This is a genomic window from Amycolatopsis granulosa, from assembly GCF_011758745.1.
Classification (GTDB): domain Bacteria; phylum Actinomycetota; class Actinomycetes; order Mycobacteriales; family Pseudonocardiaceae; genus Amycolatopsis_E; species Amycolatopsis_E granulosa.
This window is the reverse complement of sequence record NZ_JAANOV010000001.1, coordinates 206,184-226,151: the sequence shown is the minus strand read 5'-3', so window position 1 is coordinate 226,151 and position 19,968 is coordinate 206,184. Positions and strand designations below refer to the sequence as shown.

Sequence of the window (19,968 nt, the reverse complement as noted above, 5' to 3'; positions counted from 1 at the left end):
CCATACCTTTTCGTCATGCCCCGGGTGCCCGAATGATATTGGCCCTGCCGCCGCCGCTCATCGTGTACTGGCTGCACCCGAGAGAGAGGCAGGCGATGAGCAAGTCCTACGACGTCGTGGTCGTCGGCGGCGGCGCCGGGGGCATCGGCGCCGCGGTGGGCGCCGCGTGGTCCGGGGCGCGGGTGCTGCTGGTGGAGCAGTACCCGTTCCTCGGCGGCGCCGCGACGATCAGTTCGGTCCTGACCTACTGCGGCTTCTTCGACCAGCGCGGCGAGCGCGTCGTGGCCGGGGTCGGCGAGCGGGTGCTGCGGCAGCTGCGCGACCTCGGTGCGTACGAGGAGAAGGTGATGGGCTGGACCGGCAACCGGATCGTCCTGCTCGACACCGAGGCCACCAAGCTCGCCTGCGACACCGTCACCGCCGAAGCCGGGGTGGACGTCCGGCTGCACACCACCCTCATCGGGGCGCGCCGGCACGACGACGAGGTCACCGAGGTCGAACTGCACCACCGCGGCGGCCGCGAGCACGTCACCGCGGCGGCGTTCGTCGACGCCAGCGGCGACGGCGCCCTCCTGGCCGGGGCGGGCGCGGCGGTGCGGGTCGAGCCGGTCGAGCGGCGCCAGACCAGCACACTGGTGTGCCGCTTCGGCGGGGTCACCGAGGACGCCGACCTGTCCCGGGAGGGCCTGCGGGCCGCCGTCGCCGCCTACCACCGCGCCACCGGCGCCGACCTCCCCCGCGATTACGGCATCGCCGTCCACCTCCCGCTGACCAGGGAGGTCATCGCGCTGCTGGTCGACGAACAGGCCGACGTGCTCGACGCGGCCGCGTTCAGCCGGCACGAGGCGAGCGCACGCCGCCAGGCGTGGCGCTATCTCGACGCACTGCGCAAGCACCTGCCCGGCTGGGCCGGGGCGTACCTGATCGAGACCGGCCCGCAGCTGGGCATCCGGGAGGGCAGGCACCTCGCCGGGCGGGACACCGTCACCGGTGCCGACGTGCTCGGCGCCCGCAAGCGGCCGGACACCTCGATCGCCCGCTGCGGCTGGCCGGTCGAAGACCACGCCGGCCCGGGCGTGACCCGCTACGTCCCCATCGCCGGCCGCGGCTGGTACGACGTGCCCTACGACGCGATCCGCTCGGCGGACACGCACAACCTGTGGGGCGTCGGCCGGCTGACCAGCGCCGACGCCGAGGCCTACGCGTCGGTGCGCGTCATGGGCACCGCCTTCGCCACCGGCCACGCGGCCGGGGTGGCCGCCGCCCAGTACGCCGCGGGCACCCGCCACGACGTTTCCGCCATCCGGGCGCAGCTGCTGCGCCAGGATGCGATCCTGTGACCCCCGTTTCCCGATCGGAGTCTCGACGATGAGTTCCCCCGTGCTCTCCCGCTACCGGTGGGTCGTGCTGCTGCTGTGCTGGGCCAGCTTCACCATGACCTCGGTCGACCGCTCGACCTGGGGCCCCGCCTCGGCCGCGGTCAGCGACTCCTGGCACGTCCCGCTGGCGGCCCTCGGGATCTTCGCCACCTGCTACTACATCGGTTACGTGATCTCCAACGCGGCCGGCGGGTTCCTCACCGACTGGCTGGGCAGCCGCCTCGTGCTCGGCATCAGCCTGCTCGCCGCCGGCACGCTGATGATCGTGTTCGGCTCGACCACCTCCGTCCCGCTCGGCCTCGCCGTGCAGGGCCTCGTGGGTCTCTTCGCCGGTGTCGAGTTCTCCGCCGGGATGAAGCTGATCACCACCTGGCTGCCGCCGCGCGAGATCGGCCTGGGCAGCGGCATCTTCATGACCGCCACCTCGCTCGGCACCGTCATCGCCAACGCCGTGGTGCCGACGTTCGTCCAGCACGCCGGCTGGGGCGCCTCCTACCACCTGTTCGGCGGCGTCACCGTCGTGCTCGCCGTGCTGTGCGTGGTGTTCCTGCGCAACGGCACCGTCCGCACCACCGGGACCCGGCGGGCGCTGCCCGACGTGCGTCCGCTGCTGCGGAACAGGGACCTGCTGCTGCTCGGGCTCGCCGGGTTCGGCGGTCTGTGGGGCACCTACGGTTTCGTCACCTGGTCCAACACCCTGATGGTCAAGGGCAGCCACATCTCGCCCGTGGATGCCGGCGTCGTCGTGGTGATCTTCTCCGGGGTCGCCGTCGCGGTGAAGCCGCTGGTCGGCTGGGTCACCGACCGGCTCGGGCTCGGCATGCGCCTGCCGATCATGGTGATCCTGCTGCTGTTCACCGCTTCCCTGCTGTTGTTCGGCGCGATGCGCAGCTACGGCGCGTTCCTCGCGGTCGCGCCGGTGCTCGGCATCGCCGCCTACGCCTACAGCCCCCTCACCGCGGCGATGATCCCCGTGCTGGCCGGCGGGCGGCTCGCCGGATCCGCGGCCGGTGGCGTCAACGCGGTGTGGCAGCTCGGCAGCGTCCTGGTGCCCGCCGCGGTCGGGCCCGTCTTCCACGCCACCGGCTCGTTCTACTCGGCCTTCGCCCTGCTCGCCGCCGGCCCGCTGCTCGGTGCCGCCGCTCTGCTCGGCGTCCGCGACGACCGTCCGCGCGCGAGGGCCGGCTCCGGGGCGGTCAGCGCCGCCCGAAGTGGTGGTGCGGTTCATAACCTCCGCTGATGCCGTGCAGGACCAGCGCGAACGCGATCATCGCCAGCACCAGCAGGGTCAGGACCACCGCCGCGTACGCCAGGGTGCGGCGCGTGGCCAGACCGCCCTGGCGCATCGCCGCCCAGTCGGCGGCGAGCTGATCGCGCGCGGCGGCCAGCACGCCGGACCAGCCGGTGGCGGCGCCGGCCACCGGTGGCAGGTCGGCGACCAGATCGTCCAGTTCGTGCCGGTACCGCGCGGCGTACACCTTCGCCATCCGGTCCTCGACCTCGCTCAGCGACAACCGCCCTTCGCCCACCGCCTCCTGCAATCGCGCTCCCACGCGGTCGCGTTCGGCGTCCGAGCACCGGACCGCGCCGGAGGTCTGCCGTGCCGCGAAATCCCGAGTCGTCGTCATCGTCGTCCCCGTTCCGCTCGGCGTCACCGATACGGTGAGGCTACGGCGTCCGGAGTCGAACTGCCGTGAAACGCCGGTGTGGAGGGAACCGTGGACCGATCCATCCTCACCCGCCCCGCGCCCGAACCGGACGCGGAGCTGCACGACGGACACCAGGTCGCGGACGTGTGGCGACCGGCGACGGCCGGGAAACCGTTGCTGGTGCTCCTCCACGGCGGCTTCTGGCGGCCCGGGTACGACCGGAGGCACACCCGCATCCTCTGCCGCGCGCTGCGGGACGCGGGCTGGCCGGTCGTCGCCCCCGAGTACCGGCGGACACCCGGGCGGCCCGGGCACACCGTCGCCGACGTCCGGGCCGCGGTGTCGGTCCTGCCGGCGCGCCTGTCCGCCACCACGACCATCCTCATCGGACATTCGGCCGGTGGTCACCTCGCCCTCTGGGCCGCCGCCACCTGTCCGCCACCCGGGCTGCTGGGCACCCTCGCCCTCGCCCCGGTGGCGGACCTGGCGATGGCGCACGAGGCACGCCTGGACGACGACGCGGTCGCGGACTTCCTCGGCGGCCCGCCCACGGACCACCGCGACCTGGACCCGCGGCTGCTCCCGTCCCCGGGCACCCCCGTCGTCCTGCTCCACGGCGAGGCCGACACCGTGGTGCCCGCCGCACTGAGCCGGTCCTACGCCGCGGCTCACCCCGTGGCGGAGCTGGTCACGCTGCCGGGGACCGGGCACTTCGAGCTGATCGACCCGGACAGCGCGGCCTGGGCGGCGGTCCACACGCGGCTGACGGCCCTGTCCGCTTGACCATCGCGGGCGCGGGACGCGCTACCCCTGTTGCGACAGGTGCCGGCCGTAGGGCACCGCGGCGACGAGCGTCACCCGCACGGTCGCGCCGCTGGGCACGGTGTAGGTCCGCGACTCACCCTGGCGGGCACCGGTCACCGCGCGGCCCAGCGGCGAATCGGGCGAGAACACCTCCAGGTCGTCGCTTCCCGCCCCGTCGCGCACACCGAGCAGGAACGTCTCGGTCACCTCCTCGCCGTCGAACCGCACGGTGAGGACCATGCCGGGCTCGGCGACCCCGTCGTCGGGCGGGATCCGCCCGACCACCGCACGGCGCAGCAGGTCCTCCAGCTCCCGGGTCCGCGCCTGCCGCCGGCGCAGCTGCAGGATCCGGTCCTGATCGTCACCGCTCGCCTCGTCCGCGACCCGCAGCTCGCCGAGCTCGCCGCGCAGCCGCGCGTGGGCTTCCTCGGTCAGCCACACCGTGCCGCTACGGTCGATACTGTCCCTGGTGTCCATGGTGGATCCTCGTTCGTCGGGTGGGGTGGGACGCCGCCGCCGGAGCAGGGTCGCGTTCGCGTCCTCGGCGAACCCGGCCGCGACCCGCAGCAGGACATCCCGTTCGGTGCGCAGCAGCGCGTTCTCGGCTCGCAGGAACGCCAGCTCCGAGTCCATTGTGGAGTCCACGGCTCACCTCAACGGGTCGAAGGGGCGCAGGGCATCCGGCTGTTTGCCGGTGACGATGTGTTCGGCGAGCAGCTTCCCGGTGACCGGTCCCTGGGTGAGACCCCACATGCCGTGACCGCCCGCGACGAACACGCCCGGTTCCGCGGTCGCGCCGATGATCGGCAGCCCGTCGCTGCTCACCGGCCGCGGCCCCACCCACACATCGGTGCGCGCCGCCCAGTCCACCCCCTCGAAGTACGGGGCCGCCGACCGCACGATCGCCCGCACCCGCCGCTGATCGGCCGGGTCGTCCGGCCCGCGGAACTCCATCGTCCCGGCGACGCGCATCCCGTCCTGGTACGGCGTGCAGGCCACGCGGACGCCCGGCAGGTACACCGGCTGCCGCGGCGGCTCGGCGACCGGGACCGTGAACGAGTACCCGCGCCCGGCCCGCACCGGGACCCGCACCCCCAGCCCGCGGGCGAGCGAACCCAGCCAGGCTCCGGTCGCGAGAACGGCGACGTTGGCGGAGAAGCTGACGTTCTCCCGCGAGACGACGGTCACCGCGTACCGCCGCGGACGGATCGAGCGGACGTCGAAGCCGGTGCGGATCGTGCCACCACGGCGGCGCACCGAGTCGGCCAGCGCCTTGACGAACCGGCCCGGATCCACGTACCGCTGCCCGGCCAGCTCCACCCCGGCGCCGGCCGCGGCGGACAGCTGCGGCAGACGGTCGCGGACCTCGGCCCCGGTCAGGACCGTGTGCGCGGCCTCCGCGCCCGCCGCGGTGAACCGCCGGAGCTCGGCCAGCAGGTGCCCGGCCTCCGCCGCCGATCCGAACACGGCCGTGACCGGCGCTTCGACGGTGCCCACCGCGACACCGCCCCGGGTGAGGGTGTCGAAGGTGTCGAGGCATTCGCGGTTGAGCGCCAGGTTGCCGCGCACGACCCGGCGCCACGCGGGCCAGGTGCAGTGGGCGGCGAAGCGCAGCAGGAACGACCACAGCGCCCGGTCGGCGGTCAGCGGCACGTGCAGCGGCGCGTCCGGCCGGACGAGCGCGGCCGGCGCGGTGCGCAGCACCGATGGTTCGTTCAGCGGGATCGCCAGCCCGGGCGACAACCACCCGGCGTTGCCCCACGACGCCCCGGCCGCGACCGCGTCGCGGTCCAGCACCGTGACCCGCACGCCGTGTTCCTGCAGGAACCACGCCGTCGACAAGCCCACGATCCCCGCACCGACCACCACCGCGGTGCGCGGACCCGCGTCCTGACCGGCCTCGCTCATGCTTATCCTCCTCGGCAGCCCCTGTCGGAACCGAGCATCGCCGAGTTCCGCCAGGCCGGGCGTGTGGGAACCGGACAATCTGGCCTACTGGGCTTGTAGGATCAGCACAACCGGACGACCGGGAAGCGGGGCGCACATGGTCAAGCTCGACCGGCTGATCACCATCCTGGGCACCTACGGCGCCCGGCTGACCGGTCCCGCCGCCGATCGCGACGCCGAGCTGCACAGCGTCGCGCTGCACGATCCGGTCCGGCCCGGGTCCGGGGCCGGCGAGGTCTTCCTCGCGGTCGGGGTCCCCACCCTGGCCGACGCCGTCCGCCTGGCCCGCGAGGCCGGCGCCCGGGTGCTGGTCGCGCGGACCACGGAAACCCCGTCGGCCGAGCTGCTGCGCGCCGCCGCGGGGGTCGCGCTGCTGGTGGTCGAGCCGAGCGTGTCGTGGAGCCAGGTGGCCGGGGTGGTGTACGGCCTGGTGCTGGAGGGCCGGGAAACCGAGTCCGGCCGCGGCCCGGCGGACCTGTCCGCGCTCGCCGACACGATCGCGGCGGCGGTCGGCGGGCCGGTCACCATCGAGGACCAGCTGTCCCGGGTGATGGCGTATTCGAGCCAGCAGCACGAAGCCGACCGGGCACGGCAGGACACCATCCTCGGCCGGCGGGTGCCGGACCGGGTGCGGGCCCTGCTCGAGCAGCGGGGCGTGTTCACCCACCTGGCCCGCTCCGACGAGCCGGTGTACGTTCCCGCGTCGGCCGAGCACGGATTGCAGGGCCGCTCGGTGGTGGCGGTGCGCGCCGGCCGGGAGCTGCTCGGGTCGCTGTGGGTGTCCCGCCGCGCCCCGCTGGACGCTGCCCGGGCCCGCATCCTCACCGACGGGGCGCGCACGGTGGCTCTGCACCTGCTGCGCTGGCGGGTCAGCGCCGACCTGGAACGGCAGGTGGAGTCCGAGCTGGTGATCCAGCTCCTGGAGGGCGACGCGGACGCCGACACCACCGCCGGGAAGCTGGGCCTGCCGGGCTCGGGCTTGCGGGTCGTCGCGGTGCAGGCCCACGCCGAGGCCGAGCGCAACGCCGGCCTGCTGCTCGCCTTCGAGCGCGCCACCACCGGGTTCGGCTGGTCCCGGGTGGGGCGGAGCACCCTGTTCGGCAACACCGTTTACACCGTGCTGCCCGCGGCGGATCCGGCGCCGGCGGTGCGCTGGGTCGGCGGCCTCGTCCAGGGTCTGCCGCGGCATCTGCGGATCGTGGCGGGCGTGTCGGGTGAGTGCTCGGTCGCCGACCTGCCCACCGGCCGGCGCGAGTCCGACGAATGCCTGGCCCTCGGGCGCGACGGCGCCGTGTGCTACGACGACGCCTGGCCCGAGGTGCTTCTCCAGCGCCTGCGTTCCGCGGCGGCGGCGGGCCGCGTCCCCGCCCGCGGCCCGGTGGCCCGCCTGGCCCAGCACGACGCCACGCACGGCACCGAATTCGTCCCCACGTTGCGCGCCTGGCTGGAATCGCAGGGCGACCTGGCCCGGGCCGCCGCGGCGCTGGCGGTGCACCAGAACACGGTGCGCAACCGCCTGCGCCGCATCACCGCCGCGGCGCCGGGCCTGGACCTCACCGACCCCGGTCAGCGCCTGGGCATGCTCATCGCGATGGCCGTCACGGACCGGCCCCGATAGTTCCCCGGCGCGCCGTCACCGCCGGTGCCCGAGGCCGACGACGTCGGCGCGGCGGTGCTGGTCCGCCAGGGCGATCACGCCGTCGGCGTCGCTGCCGACCGGTTTGGCCGCGCCTTCCAGCACCTCACCGACCGCCCGGATCGCCATCGGCAGCGCGGTGTCGGTCAGCGCCTTGAACGCCGGGACCGCCGCGACGAACACGGCCAGCGGCGGCTCGATCAGCCCCAGACCGACGGCCGCGGCGAGGCCGCCGAAGAACCCGACCGAGCGCGGGACGTCGATGGTCACCCGGCCCACCTCGATGACCAGAACCTTGCCCGGTTCCCCGATGCGGACCTCGATCGCGCCGTTCGTCGCCATCGCCCCTGCTCCTTCCCGGGAGTCCGTCGACTCGCCTCCCCCGGGCATACCCGGCCGGCGGCGGCCGTACCGGGTGTCATCGCGACGTGTCATCGCGACCCGGGCGTGGCGATGCGCCACCACACGCGGGAGGTGTCCGCCCGGTCCGCGTGCCGCCGGACCGCACGCAGCCACACCAGCCCCAGCAACGCCACCACGGCCAGCCCGCCCCAGCTCAGGAGCGTGAAGAGGTGGGCCTGCAGGGGTGTGGGCCGCGGCTGGTAGCCCTGCGCCAGGAGCTGGTCCTGCGCCGGCGTTCCGGTCAGCACCAGGGTCAGCAGCAACGCGATGCCGTGCATGGAGTCCCACAACGCGTGCAGCACCGAGACCCCGAGGTAGGAGACCACGAGCCGCCCGGTCAGCGCGAAGTGCTCGCGCGCGCTGGAGGAGAACAGCACGCCACCGAGGATCGCGGTCCACAGGCCGTGCCCGACCGGCGCGAGCAGCCCGCGGAGGAGCTCGGTTTCCACCAGGTCGGCCACGGACAGCCCGCGCTCGGTGAACAGCGCCGTGAACGCGTACCCGGCGGACTCGAACGCGGCGAACCCGAACCCGACCGCGGCACCGAGGATGAGCCCGTCGCGGACGTACTTGTGCGCCAGCCGCCGGGTGAGCACCGCCAGCGCGGCGAGTTTCACGGCCTCCTCGATCAGCCCGACACCCAGGAACAACCACGGTGACGGGTGCAGCAGGTAGGTCTCCAGCACCGAGGCCGCCAGGACGCCGAGCACCCCGCCGGTGACGAAGGTGGACAGCACCAGCTCGGCCGTCAGCTCCCCGCTGTGCCGGCGCGAGAAGGCCCACGCCACGAACGTCACCGGAACCAGGAAGCTGCCCAGCAGCACCAGGGTCGGGATCAGGTTCGGGTTGCCGGTGAGGAAGATGACCACCACGGTCAGCAGCCACAACCCCAGGCCGGTGCCGAACATGCGCAGCCAGAGGCGCCGTGGGCGCCCGGCAGCCGTTCCGGACCCAGCCATCGTGTCTCCTCCCGCTCCCGGCCCCGGCAGCGTTCCCGTGGGCGGGCGGACCAAACCGGGGTCATGGTTGGTCCGCACCGCCCGGGCCGGCCCCCGGGCGGCCTCGCGGGGGCGTTGCTGCTCCGGTGTCTACTGCTCGGGGGCCCGCGGTTCCAGCGGGTTGCGGGCCATGCGGGCGGCGAGGCCGCTGCGGGCCACGGCCGCGGCGGTGCTGTCCGGCTTGCGTTTCGCCTGGTCCTCGAAGCACCGCACGAACTCCTCGGCCAGGCCCAGCCGCGGATACCGCCGCAGCACCTCGGCCCGGAACTCGTCCGGGAAGTCCCCGGCGTTGCGGCCGGAGATGTCCACGCCCGTGGCGCGGCACAGGAGGAAGCCCTCGGGGTCCGCGCCGGGATCCACCTCGTCCCACATGTGCCGGATGATCACCTCGGCCACCCGCTGCCGCCGGTCCCGCGCCCAGCCCGCTCCCGCGGCGAACACCCACGCGACGCTCCCCCCGGCCACCTCGAACGGCACGGTGTGGCTGTCGAACTCCGCCACCAGCCCGATGTCGTGCAGCACCGCGGCGACGAACAGCAATTCGGGGTCGTGGTCGAGCCCGTGCGCGTCGCCGTAGGCCGCGGCCCAGACGTAGGAGCGCAACGAGTGGTTCACCAGAGCCGGCGAGGCGTAGGTGGTCGCCACCTCCAGGGCGGCCGAACACGCGGAACTGCGGGGAAGCACGACATCAGTGAGCTGCATGGCGCGATTGTCGCAGCCCGGAGCACCGCTCCACTGTGGACGAGCCCGGCGCTCGCCGCCGGACTTGCGGATCAGGCATGCCGGCAGCCGTCCGCGGGTACCACCAGGACCGGTGCGCACGAGACCCCGGAGGGAGCCGGCAGTGGATCAGGGACGAGTGGTGGTCGTGACCGGGGCCAGTGGCGGCATCGGCCGCGCGGCGGCGCGGGCGTTCGGCGAGCGCGGGGACCGCGTGGCCCTGATCGCCCGCGGGGACGAGGGCCTGAAGGCGGCCGCGGCGGAGGTCGAACGAGCGGGTGGCCAGGCGCTCCCGCTGCCCGTCGACGTCGCCGACCACCAGGCCCTCGACGCGGCCGCCGATCAGGTCGAGAACACGTTCGGCCCCATCGACGTGTGGGTCAACGACGCGTTCACCAGCGTGTTCGCCCGGTTCACCGACATCGAGCCGGAGGAGTTCCGCCGGGTCACCGCGGTGACCTACCTGGGGTACGTCAACGGCACCCGCACGGCGCTGAAGCGGATGCTGCCGCGCGATCGCGGCGCGATCGTCCAGGTCGGGTCCGCGCTGGCGTACCGGGGCATCCCGCTGCAGAGCGCCTACTGCGGCGCGAAGCACGCGATCCAGGGCTTCACCGAATCGGTGCGGTGCGAGCTGCTGCACGACAAGTCGAACGTGCGCATCACCATGGTGCAGATGCCCGGGGTGAACACCCCGCAGTTCGACTGGGTGCTGTCCCGCCTGCCCCGCCGCGCCCAGCCGGTGCCGCCCATCTACCAGCCGGAGATCCCGGCGAAGGCCATCGTCCACGCGGCCGCGCACCCCGGCCGGCGGGAGTACTGGGTCGGCGGCTCCACCGTCGGCACGCTCGTCGCCAACGCGTTCGCCGCCGGCCTGCTCGACCGCTACCTGGCGCGCACCGGGTTCGAGTCCCAGCAGGCCGAGCAGCCCCGCGATCCGGACCAGCCGGTGAACCTGTGGGCACCGGCCGACGACACCACGGGCACGGACTTCGGCGCGCACGGCCGGTTCGACCGCGAGGCCAAGACCCGCAGCCCGCAGCTGTGGGCTTCGCAGCACCACGGGGTGCTCGGCGCCGTGGCGGCCGCCGCGGCGGCGGTGGGCCTGGCCGCGCTCAGCCGCAAGCGCTGACGCGCGTCAGCCCCACCAGAAAGCGGCCGCGATGATGGCGTACAAGGCGATCAGCGCCGCGCCCTCGAACCAGGTCCCCTCCCCGTCGAGCACCACCAGGACCACGATCACCACGGCGATCACCAGCACGGCGATCAGCAGCGGCGGCAGCACCAGCGTGAAGGACGCGCCCATCAGCGGCGCGGCGAGCACGATCACCGGGGCCAGCACCAGCGCGATCTGCAGCGGGCTCTGCAGGATCACCGACAGCGCGTAGTCCGTCCGGCCCTGCGCCGCGAGCTGGATGCCGACCACGTTCTCCACCGCGTTGCCCGCGATGGCGACGATGACCAGCCCGGCGAACGCCTGCGAGATGTGCAGCGCCGTCATCGCGGGCTGCAAGCCCTCGACGAACCAGTCCGACACGAACGCCGCCGCCACCCCACCCGCGGTGAGCACGGCGAGGGCCGCCGCCACCGGCCACTCCGCGGGCCGCTCGGCCTCGCCGCCCGCCGGTGGCTCCCGCAGGGCCGGGGCGAACAGCGACAGCGCGAACAACACGAGCAGCACCCCGGACACGATCCGCGACAACAGGTTCTCGTGCCCGGCGGCGGGGCTGTGCAGCTCGGCCGTCAGGGCGGGCACCAGCAGGGCCGCCACCGACAGCAGCAGCATCAGCCCGATGATCCGCGCCGTGCCGGCGGCGAACGTCAGCCGTCCGTGCCGCAGACCGCCGACCAGGAACGCCAGCCCCAGCACCAGGAGCACGTTCGCCAGGATGGACCCGACGATGGCCGACTGCACCACCCCCACCAGCCCGGCCCGGAGGGCGAAGAGGGAGACGAACAGCTCGGGCAGGTTGCCCAGCGCGCTCTGCACGATCCCGGTGAGCGAGGGACCGAGCCGGTCCCCCAGCGCGCCCACCCCACGGCCCACGACGCGGGCCAGCAGCGCCAGCGCGACCGCGCTCAGCACGAACACGGCCGTCTCGGCCAGGCCGGCCGTCCGGAGGGCGAAGGTGACCACCACGGCGGCCACCGACCCGCCGAGGAGCAGGTAGTCGGCCCGGGAGAACCGGGCCCGGCCCGGGCCGCCGGTGTCCGGGCGTTGCGCCACGGCATCGCCTCGCACCATGCGACAGCGCCTACCCGATGGCCCTCCCGGTAAACGGCCGCGCTGGCCCAACCGGGCACAGTGGACAATGCGGATGCGGCCGTTTCCCGCGGTTCAGCGGTGGTAGCCACACCAGGAGCCACGGCGAGGAGGGGTCGGGATGTGCCGGTTGTTCGGATTGTCGGCGAGCCCGGAACGCGTGCGGGCCACGTTCTGGCTGCTCGAAGCGCCGGACAGCCTCGCCGAGCAGAGCCGTCGCGAACCGGACGGCACGGGGCTCGGCACCTTCGGCCCGGGTGGCACACCGATGGTCGACAAGCAGCCGCTCGCGGCCTACCAGGACCGGCGGTTCGCCGAGGAGGCCAAGGAGTGCGAGTCCACGACGTTCGTCGCGCACGTGCGGTACGCCTCCACCGGTGGTCTGGACCAGCGCAACACCCACCCGTTCGTGCAGCGCGGCCGGATCTTCGCGCACAACGGGGTGCTGGGCGGGCTGGACGTGCTGGACCGCGAGCTGGGTGACTACCGGGACCTGGTGCAGGGCGACACCGACTCCGAGCGGTTCTTCGCGCTCGTCACCCAGCAGACCGACCGGCACGGCGGCGACGTCACCGCCGGCATCACGGGAGCCGCGTACTGGGCCGCCGAGCACCTGCCCGTCTACGCGATCAACCTGATCCTGACCACCCCGGACGAACTGTGGGCGCTGCGCTACCCCGGCACGCACGACCTGTTCGTGCTCCAGCGCGCGGCCGGCGGCCCGCACGGCGACCGGCACCTCGACCACGCCAGCACCGCCGGGCGCATCCGCGCCCGCTCCGGCGCGCTGGCCGAGCACCCGGCCGTGATCGTCGCCAGCGAGCGCATGGACGAGGACCCCGGATGGCAGAACCTGCGGTCCGGCGAGCTGCTGCACGTCGGACCCGGCCTGACCGTCACCCGCCGGGTGATCCTCCACGACCCGCCCCGCCACCAGCTCACCCTCGACGACCTCGGCGCGCACGCCAAGGCGTCGCAGACCGGGCAGTGACCGCACGAGAACGAGGAGCCCCACCATGCCGCTGGCCCACTCCGCCGACCCGGACCGCACCGGCCGCGAGGAGATCGGCGTCAACCCGGTCTTCACCCGCGAACCGCTGCGCATCCCCCGGGACCGGCTGCCCGAGGGCGAACTGGATCCGCAGACGGCGTACCAGATCGTGCACGACGAGCTGATGCTCGACGGGAACGCGCGGCTCAACCTCGCCACCTTCGTCACCACCTGGATGTCGGACGAGGCGCGCACGCTGATGAGCGAGTGCTTCGACAAGAACATGATCGACAAGGACGAGTACCCGCGCACCGCCGAACTCGAACAGCGGTGCGTGCGGATGCTCGCCGATCTGTGGCACGCCCCCGACCCGGATCATCCGACCGGCTGCTCCACCACCGGGTCGAGCGAGGCGTGCATGCTGGCCGGCCTGGCGCTCAAACGGCGCTGGCAGCACCGGGTCGCGCGGGACGGCCGCACCGGGGCCCGCCCGAACCTGGTGATGGGCATCAACGTGCAGGTGTGCTGGGAGAAGTTCGCCAACTACTGGGACGTCGAGGCCCGGCTGGTGCCGATGTCCGGCGACCGGTTCCACCTCACGGCCGAGGAGGCGGTGCGCTACTGCGACGAGAACACCATCGGGGTCGTCGCGGTGCTCGGGTCCACGTTCGACGGCAGCTACGAACCCGTCGCCGAGATCTGCGCCGCACTCGACCAGCTCCAGCAGGAGCGCGGCTGGGACATCCCGGTGCACGTCGACGGCGCCTCCGGCGGCATGATCGCCCCGTTCTGCGATCCGGAGCTGGAGTGGGACTTCCGGTTGCCGCGGGTGGCGTCGATCAACACCTCCGGGCACAAGTACGGGCTCGTCTACCCCGGCGTGGGCTGGGTCGTGTGGCGCGATGCGCGGGCCCTGCCGGAGGACCTGGTGTTCCACGTCAACTACCTCGGCGGCGAAATGCCCACCTTCGCCCTGAACTTCTCCCGCCCCGGCGCGCAGGTCGCCGCCCAATACCTCAACTTCATCCGCTTCGGCTTCGAGGGCTACCGGCGGGTGCAGCAGTACTGCCGGGAGGTGGCCAGCGGCCTCGCCGGCCGCATCGCCGACCTGGGCGCGTTCCGGCTGCTCACCGACGGCACGCAGCTGCCGGTGTTCGCGTTCACCCTCGCCGACGGCGAGGAGGGCTACTCGGTGTTCGACGTGTCCGCCGCCCTGCGCGAACACGGCTGGCTGGTGCCCGCCTACACCTTCCCGGCGCACCGGGAGGACCTCGCGGTACTGCGGATCGTGGTGCGCAACGGCTTCACCCACGACATGGCCGACCTGCTGCTCGGCGACCTCAGCCGTGCCCTCCCCCGCCTGCGCGGCCAGGACAAGCCCCAGCACGGCACCGAATCGAGCACCTTCTCCCACGGCGCCGAATCCGGCCACACACAGGACGCGCGGGCCCGGCACCAGGCCCAGCACGCCTGAGGAACCACCGCACCGCGCGAGCCGGTTCTCCCGGCCCGCGGCGGCACCGGCGGCACCGGTGGAGCACCGGCGTCACCGGTTCGGGCCGCGGACCTTGCCCGTGATGCGCGTCACCCGGCATTCTGGGGTGCGCGGCAACGGGCGGCGGAGGTGACCGATGGCTGCTGGACCGACACTGATCGGATCCGTACAGCGCGCACTGCACCTGCTCGACGCGGTCGGCGCGAGCGACCGGCCGGTCACGGCCAAGGCACTCGCCCGCGGGGTCGGGCTCCCGCTGCCCACCACCTACCACCTCCTGCGCACCCTGCTGCACGAGGGCTACCTCCGCAAGCTCGACGACGGCTACGTGCTGGGCGAGCAGCTCGGCGCGCTGCGGCGGCACGACACCCGGCACGCGCTGCTGCCGAAGATCCGTCCGGTGCTGCGCGCGCTGCGGGACGAGGTCCGCGGCGCCGCGTACCTGTCGCTGTACTCCGGCGGCGAGATCGAGCTGGTCGACATCGCCGACGCCCCGGACACCCCGCCGGTGGATCTGTGGGTGGGCGTGCAGGAGGCAGCGCACGCCACCGCGTTCGGCAAGTGCATCCTGGCGTGCCTGGATCCGGGGGCCCGGCGCGACCACCTCGCCCGGTACCGGCTGGCCGACCTCACCCCGCACACCATCACCGACACCCGGCTGCTCGAGCAGCGCCTGGCCGAGGGCGGCGGCGTCTTCAACGACCGCGAGGAGTACCTGCTCGGCACGGCCTGCCTGGCCACGCCGGTGCGGGCGCCCGGGGTGGTCGGCGCGGTGGCGATCTCGCTGCCCGCGCGCCGGCTGCCCTCGGTCGAGCCGGTCTCGTTGCAGCGCGCTTCGCGGCGCGTTTCCCGCGCCTTCGCACTGCTGTCCTGACCAGCGGAAACGGCCCGGTATCACCATCTGAAATCCGCACCGTTGCCGGTGCCGCGGGGCCCCGCGACAGTGACTCCCACACCGATTGGGAGGTCACATGGAACCGGACGACCGGCTGGCCCTGTACCGCACGATGGTCCTGATCCGCACCTACGAGGAGTCGATCCTGCGCGAGTACCACGCGGACAAGAAGCCCGCCTTCGACATCGGCGCCGGGCTCATCCCCGGCGAGATGCACCTGGCCGCCGGGCAGGAACCCGTGGCCGCCGGGGTGTGCGCGCACCTGACCGCCGACGACGCCGTCACCGCCACCCACCGGCCCCACCACTTCGCCATCGCGCACGGGGTGGACCTGGAGCGGATGACCGCCGAGATCTTCGGCCGGGTGGACGGGCTCGGCCGGGGCCGCGGCGGGCACATGCACCTGTTCGACCCCGCCACGCACTTCTCCTGCTCGGGCATCATCGCCGAGGGCTACCCGCCCGCGGTCGGCCAGGCGCTGGCGTTCCAGCGGCGGGGCACCGACCGGGTCGCGGTCGCCGTCACCGGTGAGGGCGCGGCCAACCAGGGTGCCTTCCACGAGGCGCTCAACCTGGCGGCGCTGTGGAAGCTGCCGGTGGTGTTCGTGGTGGAGGACAACGACTGGGGCATCTCGGTGCCGCGCAGCGCCTCGACCTGCGTCACCTCGAACGCGCTGCGGGCCGGCGGGTACGGCATTCCCGGCGAGCGCGTCGAGGACAACTCGGTGGAGGCGGTGCACGCGGCGGCCGGTACGGCGATCAAGCGGGCCCGCGCGGGCGAGGGGCCGAGCCTGATCGAGGTGCACACGCTGCGCCTGTGGGGGCATTTCGAGGGCGACGCGCAGGGCTACCGGTCCGACCTGGAGGGTGTGCCGGGCCGGGACCCGCTGCCCACCTACGAAAAGCAGCTGCGGGCGGCCGGTGTCCTCCACGACAGCGGCGACATCACGGTGGCGTCGATCGCCGCGCAGGCCCGCGACCGCGTCGAGGCGGCGATCGAGTTCGCCAAGCGCAGCCCGGAACCCGACCCGGCCACCGCGCTCGACCACGTGTTCGCGCGGGCCTGAACCCACCACCGGCACGCCAGCAAGCAAGGAGAAGCAGCAATGACGCTCACGGACGCTTCGGCATCCTCCTCCGCACCCGCCCAGCGCAAGCTCAGCACCGCCAAGGCCATGGTCGAGGCCATCGCGCAGGAAATGGAGCGCGACGAGGACGTCTTCGTGCTCGGCGAGGACGTCGGTGCCTACGGCGGCATCTTCAGCTCCACCACCGGGCTGCTCGAGAAGTTCGGGCCCCGGCGTGTCCTGGACACGCCCATTTCGGAGACCGCGTTCATCGGCGCGGCCATCGGCGCCGCGGTCGAAGGCATGCGGCCGGTGGTCGAGCTGATGTTCGTCGACTTCTTCGGTGTGTGCATGGACCAGATCTACAACCACATGGCGAAGATCCACTTCGAGTCCGGCGGCAACGTCACCGTCCCGATGGTGCTCACCGCCGCGGTGGGCGGCGGCTACTCCGACGGCGCGCAGCACTCGCAGTGCCTGTGGGGCACGTTCGCGCACCTGCCCGGGATGAAGGTGGTCGCGCCCAGCAACCCCGCCGACGCCAAGGGCCTGATGACCGCCGCGATCCGCGACGACAACCCGGTGGTGTACCTGTTCCACAAGGGAGTGATGGGCCTGCCCTGGATGGCCAAGAACCGCCGGTCCGTCGGCCCGGTTCCCGAAGGCGAGCATCTGGTGCCGATCGGCAAGGCGAACGTCGTGCGGCCGGGCAGCGACGTCACGGTGGTGACGTTGTCGCTGTCGGTGCACCACGCGCTGGACGTGGCCGAGGAACTCGCGCAGCAGGGCGTCGACTGCGAGGTCGTGGATCTGCGCAGCGTGGTCCCGCTGGACACCGAGACGATCCTGGAATCGGTGGGGCGCACCGGGCGGCTGCTCGTCGTCGACGAGGACTACCTGTCGTTCGGGGTGTCCGGCGAGATCATCGCCCGGGTCGCCGAGCGCGACCCCGGCCTGCTCCGCGCGCCCGCCGCCCGGGTGGCGGTGCCCGACGTCCCGATCCCCTACGCCCGCCCGCTCGAGTACGCCGTGCTGCCGACGCCGGACCGGATCCGCCGGGCCGTCCTCGGCCTGGTGGGCGCATGACCGACATCGCCTTCCCGCGCGTCTCGGAGAACGAGCCCGACGCCGAGGGCGTCCTCGCCACCTGGTTCGCCGGCGACGGCGACCGGGTCGGCGAGGGCGACCTGATCGCGGAGGTCGCGGTCGACAAGGTGGACGTGGAGGTGCCCGCCCCGGCGGCGGGCGTGCTGCGGCTGCTGGTGCAGGAGGGCGAGGTGGTCAAGCAGGGCGAGGTGATCGCCCGCATCGAGTAGGAGCCAGGCTGCCGCCGGCCCCATGCCCCGGGGCCGGCGGCAGCCGACCCGCGATGATCGCGGTGATCTCCGTGAGCACACCGTCGCCGGGTGCCGGGAACCGCACGCTGTCGATGTCGGCGCACCACGCCGCCAGGTACGGGACGAGCTGTCTGTCATCGGTGCTCGCCGGTTCGGTCACGGCGGCCGCTCAGGGCACCGGTTCGGGCGGGGCGAGCACCCGGCTGCGCGACGGCACGGCGAGCAGCTCGCCGATGGCCGCCACCGCCCGCTGCGCGGCCTTGCCGTCGCCGTACGGGTTGGCCGGGCTCGCCGGGCGCCACCGCCCCGACAACACGTCCTCGGTGGCCCGGCCGATCGCGGCGGGGTCCGTGCCCACGAGACGGGCGTGCCCGCTGTCGATCGCCTCCCGTCGCTCGGTGGTGTCCCGCAGCACGACCACCGGCGTGCCGAAACTCGGTGCCTCCTCCTGGATCCCCCCGGAATCGGTGAGCACCACCGTGGCCAGGCGGAGCGCGCGCACGAGGTCGGGGTACTCCAGCGGCCCGGTGACCGTGATCCGCGGTACTCCCGACAGTGCCGTGGTGACCTGGTCGCGCAGGGCCGGGTTGGGGTGGACCGGGAACAGCACCTCGACATCGGGCCGCCGGCGCACCAGGTCCCGCACGGCGGACAGGACGCGCTGCAAGGGCTTTCCCCACGACTCGCGCCGGTGGGAGGTCACCAGCACCAGCCGCCGCCCCTGCTCCAGCAGCCGCAGTTCGGCCGCCGCGAGTGCCCGGTCCTGAGCAGGCCGGCCGCGAGCGGCGATGTGCTCCACGGCGTCCACGACGGTGTTGCCGGTCAGGACGATCCGCTCGGCCGGCACCCCTTCGCCCAGCAGCGCGGCGACGGCGGCACCGGTCGGCGCGAGGTGCAGTGCCGCCAGGCGCGACACCATCTGCCGGGTGCCCTCCTCGGGGAACGGCGCGGCGAGGTCGTGGGTGCGCAGGCCCGCCTCCAGGTGCACCACGGGGATGCCGCGCCAGAACGCGGCGAGCGCGCCGGCCAGCACCGTCGTCGTGTCGCCCTGGACGACCACCGCGGCCGGGCTCCTGCGGCGCAGGAACCCGTCGAGCGACGGCAGCAGACCCGCGACCAGCTCGGCCTGTCCCCCGTTGCGCCGCACCGGAGTGGGCAGCCGGTCGTCCACGAGCAGGCCGAACGGCGCGAGCGCCTGCTCGACCATCCCGTCATGTTGTCCACTGTGGACTATGACGGGACGCAGGACGGGGTGCCCGGGCAGCGCGAGCGCCAGCGGCGCCAGCTTCACCGCCTCCGGGCGAGTTCCGGCCAGCAGCATGATGTCCACGTGAGTCTCCTGACGAGTGGGGAGTCCGCGGCCGCCGCCCTCGGCGGCGGCCGCGAACCTCATTTCCGGGAACCGGCGAGTCTCCTGCTGCGACGGGTCGCGGCGACGAGTGCCGCGATCCCGGCGAGCACGAGGATCACGCCGAGCGCGATCCACCAACCGACATCGGCACCGGTATAGGCGAGCGTGCCCGCGGTGCCGCCCGCGGTGGTGATCCCGGCGCCGGGCATCCGGTACATCCGCCCTCGCCCGTCAGACGGCCTGCGCGGTGGCGCGGCGGCGGTTGAACCAGACTCCGGCCGGCAGGCCGAGCGCGGCCAGCAGACAGAGCCCGATCCACATGCCCGCACCGGACGCCAGCGGCACCGGCAGCCCGGCCGGGCCGCAGGTCGCCGACGACACGATCACGTCGCCCGAGCCGAGGGAACCGAGCACACCGCCGAGCAGGCGCACGTGGATGGCGTTGACCGTCAGGCTGCCGTCCGGGTTGGCGATCTGCTCGTTGAACGTGATCTTCGCGACGTTGGCCCCGAGCGCGCCCACGTTCACGACGGTGTTCGCCGCCGGCGTGGCACTGACGTTGCCGAGCGGGCCGAGGTTCAGCCCGGCCAGCGTGGCGGCACCCGCGTTGCCGTCCTGGGTGGCGTGGCACTCCGCGGTCACGGCGTCGGCCTTGATGGTGCCGAGCGCACCCAGGACGCCGACCGACAGGTTCTCCACCGTCGCCTTGCTGTCGACGGCACCCGTGGTCTCGTCCCGCACGGCCGTTGTCTGGACCGTGCCGCTGTGGGCGATGCCGGGCACGTCGATGCCCACGAGCGTGCCGCTGGTGGGTCCTTCCGTGGACGCCTGCGCGAGCGGTCCCACGTGCACGGCCGGCTTGCCGAGCAGGGTCACGTCGACGTCCGCACCGTAGGCCGACCCGTCCCCGGGGGCCGCCGACGCGGGTACCGCACCCAGCAGAACCACGCCCGCCGCCATCGCGGCGGCGAGCCCGAGCCTTGCTCTTCGCATTGAGACACTCCGATTTCTTCCACGGCCGCGGGCGCCCCATCG

The 19,968-nt window shown here is 73.6% G+C and carries 21 protein-coding genes; 11 read left to right on the top strand and 10 right to left on the bottom strand.

From position 1 onward, the window contains the following. The first annotated feature begins 32 nt into the window (after positions 1–32). Positions 33–1,340, top strand: a complete 1,308-nt coding sequence (locus FHX45_RS01045; RefSeq protein WP_243868898.1) for an FAD-dependent oxidoreductase — start codon at positions 33–35, stop codon at positions 1,338–1,340. A gap of 28 nt (positions 1,341–1,368) precedes the next feature. After that, positions 1,369–2,619 (top strand): MFS transporter, encoded by a 1,251-nt coding sequence (locus tag FHX45_RS01040; RefSeq protein WP_167096159.1) that lies wholly within the window; start codon positions 1,369–1,371, stop codon positions 2,617–2,619. Here FHX45_RS01040 and FHX45_RS01035 read toward each other — a convergent pair. Next, positions 2,576–3,007: a DUF1707 SHOCT-like domain-containing protein gene (locus FHX45_RS01035; protein WP_167096158.1), complete on the bottom strand. Its 432-nt coding sequence runs from the start codon at positions 3,005–3,007 to the stop codon at positions 2,576–2,578. The genes FHX45_RS01040 and FHX45_RS01035 overlap by 44 nt on opposite strands. A 90-nt stretch (positions 3,008–3,097) precedes the next feature. On the opposite strand from FHX45_RS01035, the gene FHX45_RS01030 reads away from it, so the two are divergent. Further along, complete coding sequence (locus FHX45_RS01030; protein ID WP_341771295.1) at positions 3,098–3,811, top strand: alpha/beta hydrolase family protein; 714 nt, start codon at positions 3,098–3,100, stop codon at positions 3,809–3,811. 21 nt (positions 3,812–3,832) lie between these two features. On the opposite strand, the gene FHX45_RS01025 is transcribed toward FHX45_RS01030, so the two are convergent. Both FHX45_RS01025 and FHX45_RS01020 read right to left on the bottom strand, forming a co-directional pair. Continuing rightward, the gene (locus tag FHX45_RS01025; protein WP_341771294.1) at positions 3,833–4,477 is read right to left on the bottom strand and encodes a GreA/GreB family elongation factor; all 645 of its coding nucleotides are present in this window, start codon (positions 4,475–4,477) and stop codon (positions 3,833–3,835) included. A gap of 3 nt (positions 4,478–4,480) precedes the next feature. After that, positions 4,481–5,740, bottom strand: a complete 1,260-nt coding sequence (locus tag FHX45_RS01020) for an NAD(P)/FAD-dependent oxidoreductase (protein ID WP_167096156.1) — start codon at positions 5,738–5,740, stop codon at positions 4,481–4,483. Between the two features lie 136 nt (positions 5,741–5,876). On the opposite strand from FHX45_RS01020, the gene FHX45_RS01015 reads away from it, so the two are divergent. Then, complete coding sequence (locus tag FHX45_RS01015) at positions 5,877–7,397, top strand: PucR family transcriptional regulator (RefSeq protein ID WP_167096155.1); 1,521 nt, start codon at positions 5,877–5,879, stop codon at positions 7,395–7,397. A 15-nt stretch (positions 7,398–7,412) separates the two neighbouring features. Here FHX45_RS01015 and FHX45_RS01010 read toward each other — a convergent pair whose 3' ends face one another. From FHX45_RS01010 to FHX45_RS01000, 3 genes are all read right to left on the bottom strand, one after another. After that, complete coding sequence (locus tag FHX45_RS01010; protein ID WP_167096154.1) at positions 7,413–7,757, bottom strand: hypothetical protein; 345 nt, start codon at positions 7,755–7,757, stop codon at positions 7,413–7,415. 89 nt (positions 7,758–7,846) lie between these two features. Further along, complete coding sequence (locus FHX45_RS01005) at positions 7,847–8,776, bottom strand: PrsW family intramembrane metalloprotease (protein ID WP_167096153.1); 930 nt, start codon at positions 8,774–8,776, stop codon at positions 7,847–7,849. A 129-nt stretch (positions 8,777–8,905) separates the two neighbouring features. Further along, positions 8,906–9,517 (bottom strand): HD domain-containing protein, encoded by a 612-nt coding sequence (locus tag FHX45_RS01000; protein WP_167096152.1) that lies wholly within the window; start codon positions 9,515–9,517, stop codon positions 8,906–8,908. 142 nt (positions 9,518–9,659) lie between these two features. Between FHX45_RS01000 and FHX45_RS00995 the strand changes: the two genes are divergently transcribed. Then, positions 9,660–10,667, top strand: coding sequence for an SDR family oxidoreductase (locus FHX45_RS00995; protein ID WP_341771293.1), 1,008 nt, complete (start codon positions 9,660–9,662; stop codon positions 10,665–10,667). 6 nt (positions 10,668–10,673) lie between these two features. Here the strand turns inward: FHX45_RS00995 and FHX45_RS00990 are convergent, their stop codons facing one another. Beyond that, positions 10,674–11,780 carry a calcium:cation antiporter gene (locus FHX45_RS00990; RefSeq protein ID WP_167096150.1) on the bottom strand — a complete coding sequence of 369 codons (1,107 nt, stop codon included), beginning with the start codon at positions 11,778–11,780 and terminating at the stop codon, positions 10,674–10,676. 139 nt (positions 11,781–11,919) lie between these two features. Between FHX45_RS00990 and FHX45_RS00985 the strand changes: the two genes are divergently transcribed. The 6 genes from FHX45_RS00985 to FHX45_RS00960 all read left to right on the top strand — a co-directional run bounded on the left by FHX45_RS00985 (position 11,920) and on the right by FHX45_RS00960 (position 17,561). Further along, positions 11,920–12,789: a class II glutamine amidotransferase gene (locus tag FHX45_RS00985; RefSeq protein ID WP_167096149.1), complete on the top strand. Its 870-nt coding sequence runs from the start codon at positions 11,920–11,922 to the stop codon at positions 12,787–12,789. A gap of 25 nt (positions 12,790–12,814) precedes the next feature. Then, positions 12,815–14,263: a glutamate decarboxylase gene (gad, locus tag FHX45_RS00980; protein WP_167096148.1), complete on the top strand. Its 1,449-nt coding sequence runs from the start codon at positions 12,815–12,817 to the stop codon at positions 14,261–14,263. A gap of 157 nt (positions 14,264–14,420) precedes the next feature. Then, positions 14,421–15,158, top strand: a complete 738-nt coding sequence (locus FHX45_RS00975) for an IclR family transcriptional regulator (RefSeq protein ID WP_167096147.1) — start codon at positions 14,421–14,423, stop codon at positions 15,156–15,158. 97 nt (positions 15,159–15,255) lie between these two features. Beyond that, positions 15,256–16,245: a thiamine pyrophosphate-dependent dehydrogenase E1 component subunit alpha gene (locus FHX45_RS00970; RefSeq protein WP_167096146.1), complete on the top strand. Its 990-nt coding sequence runs from the start codon at positions 15,256–15,258 to the stop codon at positions 16,243–16,245. 39 nt (positions 16,246–16,284) lie between these two features. Further along, on the top strand, positions 16,285–17,331 hold the full coding sequence (locus tag FHX45_RS00965; RefSeq protein ID WP_167096145.1) for an alpha-ketoacid dehydrogenase subunit beta: 1,047 nt from the start codon (positions 16,285–16,287) through the stop codon (positions 17,329–17,331). Further along, positions 17,328–17,561, top strand: a complete 234-nt coding sequence (locus FHX45_RS00960; protein WP_167096144.1) for a biotin/lipoyl-containing protein — start codon at positions 17,328–17,330, stop codon at positions 17,559–17,561. Before FHX45_RS00965 ends, FHX45_RS00960 begins: the two co-directional genes overlap by 4 nt. A gap of 190 nt (positions 17,562–17,751) precedes the next feature. Here FHX45_RS00960 and wecB read toward each other — a convergent pair whose 3' ends face one another. The 3 genes from wecB to FHX45_RS00945 are packed head-to-tail and all read right to left on the bottom strand — an operon-like array spanning position 17,752 to position 19,926. Next, positions 17,752–18,912 carry a non-hydrolyzing UDP-N-acetylglucosamine 2-epimerase gene (gene wecB / locus FHX45_RS00955; RefSeq protein WP_167096143.1) on the bottom strand — a complete coding sequence of 387 codons (1,161 nt, stop codon included), beginning with the start codon at positions 18,910–18,912 and terminating at the stop codon, positions 17,752–17,754. Positions 18,913–18,971: 59 nt separating this feature from the next. Further along, a complete protein-coding gene (locus FHX45_RS00950) occupies positions 18,972–19,151 on the bottom strand; it encodes an LPXTG cell wall anchor domain-containing protein (protein ID WP_167096142.1) in 180 nt (59 codons plus the stop codon). Positions 19,152–19,164: 13 nt separating this feature from the next. Further along, positions 19,165–19,926 carry a choice-of-anchor protein CoaP gene (locus FHX45_RS00945; protein ID WP_167096141.1) on the bottom strand — a complete coding sequence of 254 codons (762 nt, stop codon included), beginning with the start codon at positions 19,924–19,926 and terminating at the stop codon, positions 19,165–19,167. Between the last annotated feature and the right edge of the window lie 42 nt (positions 19,927–19,968).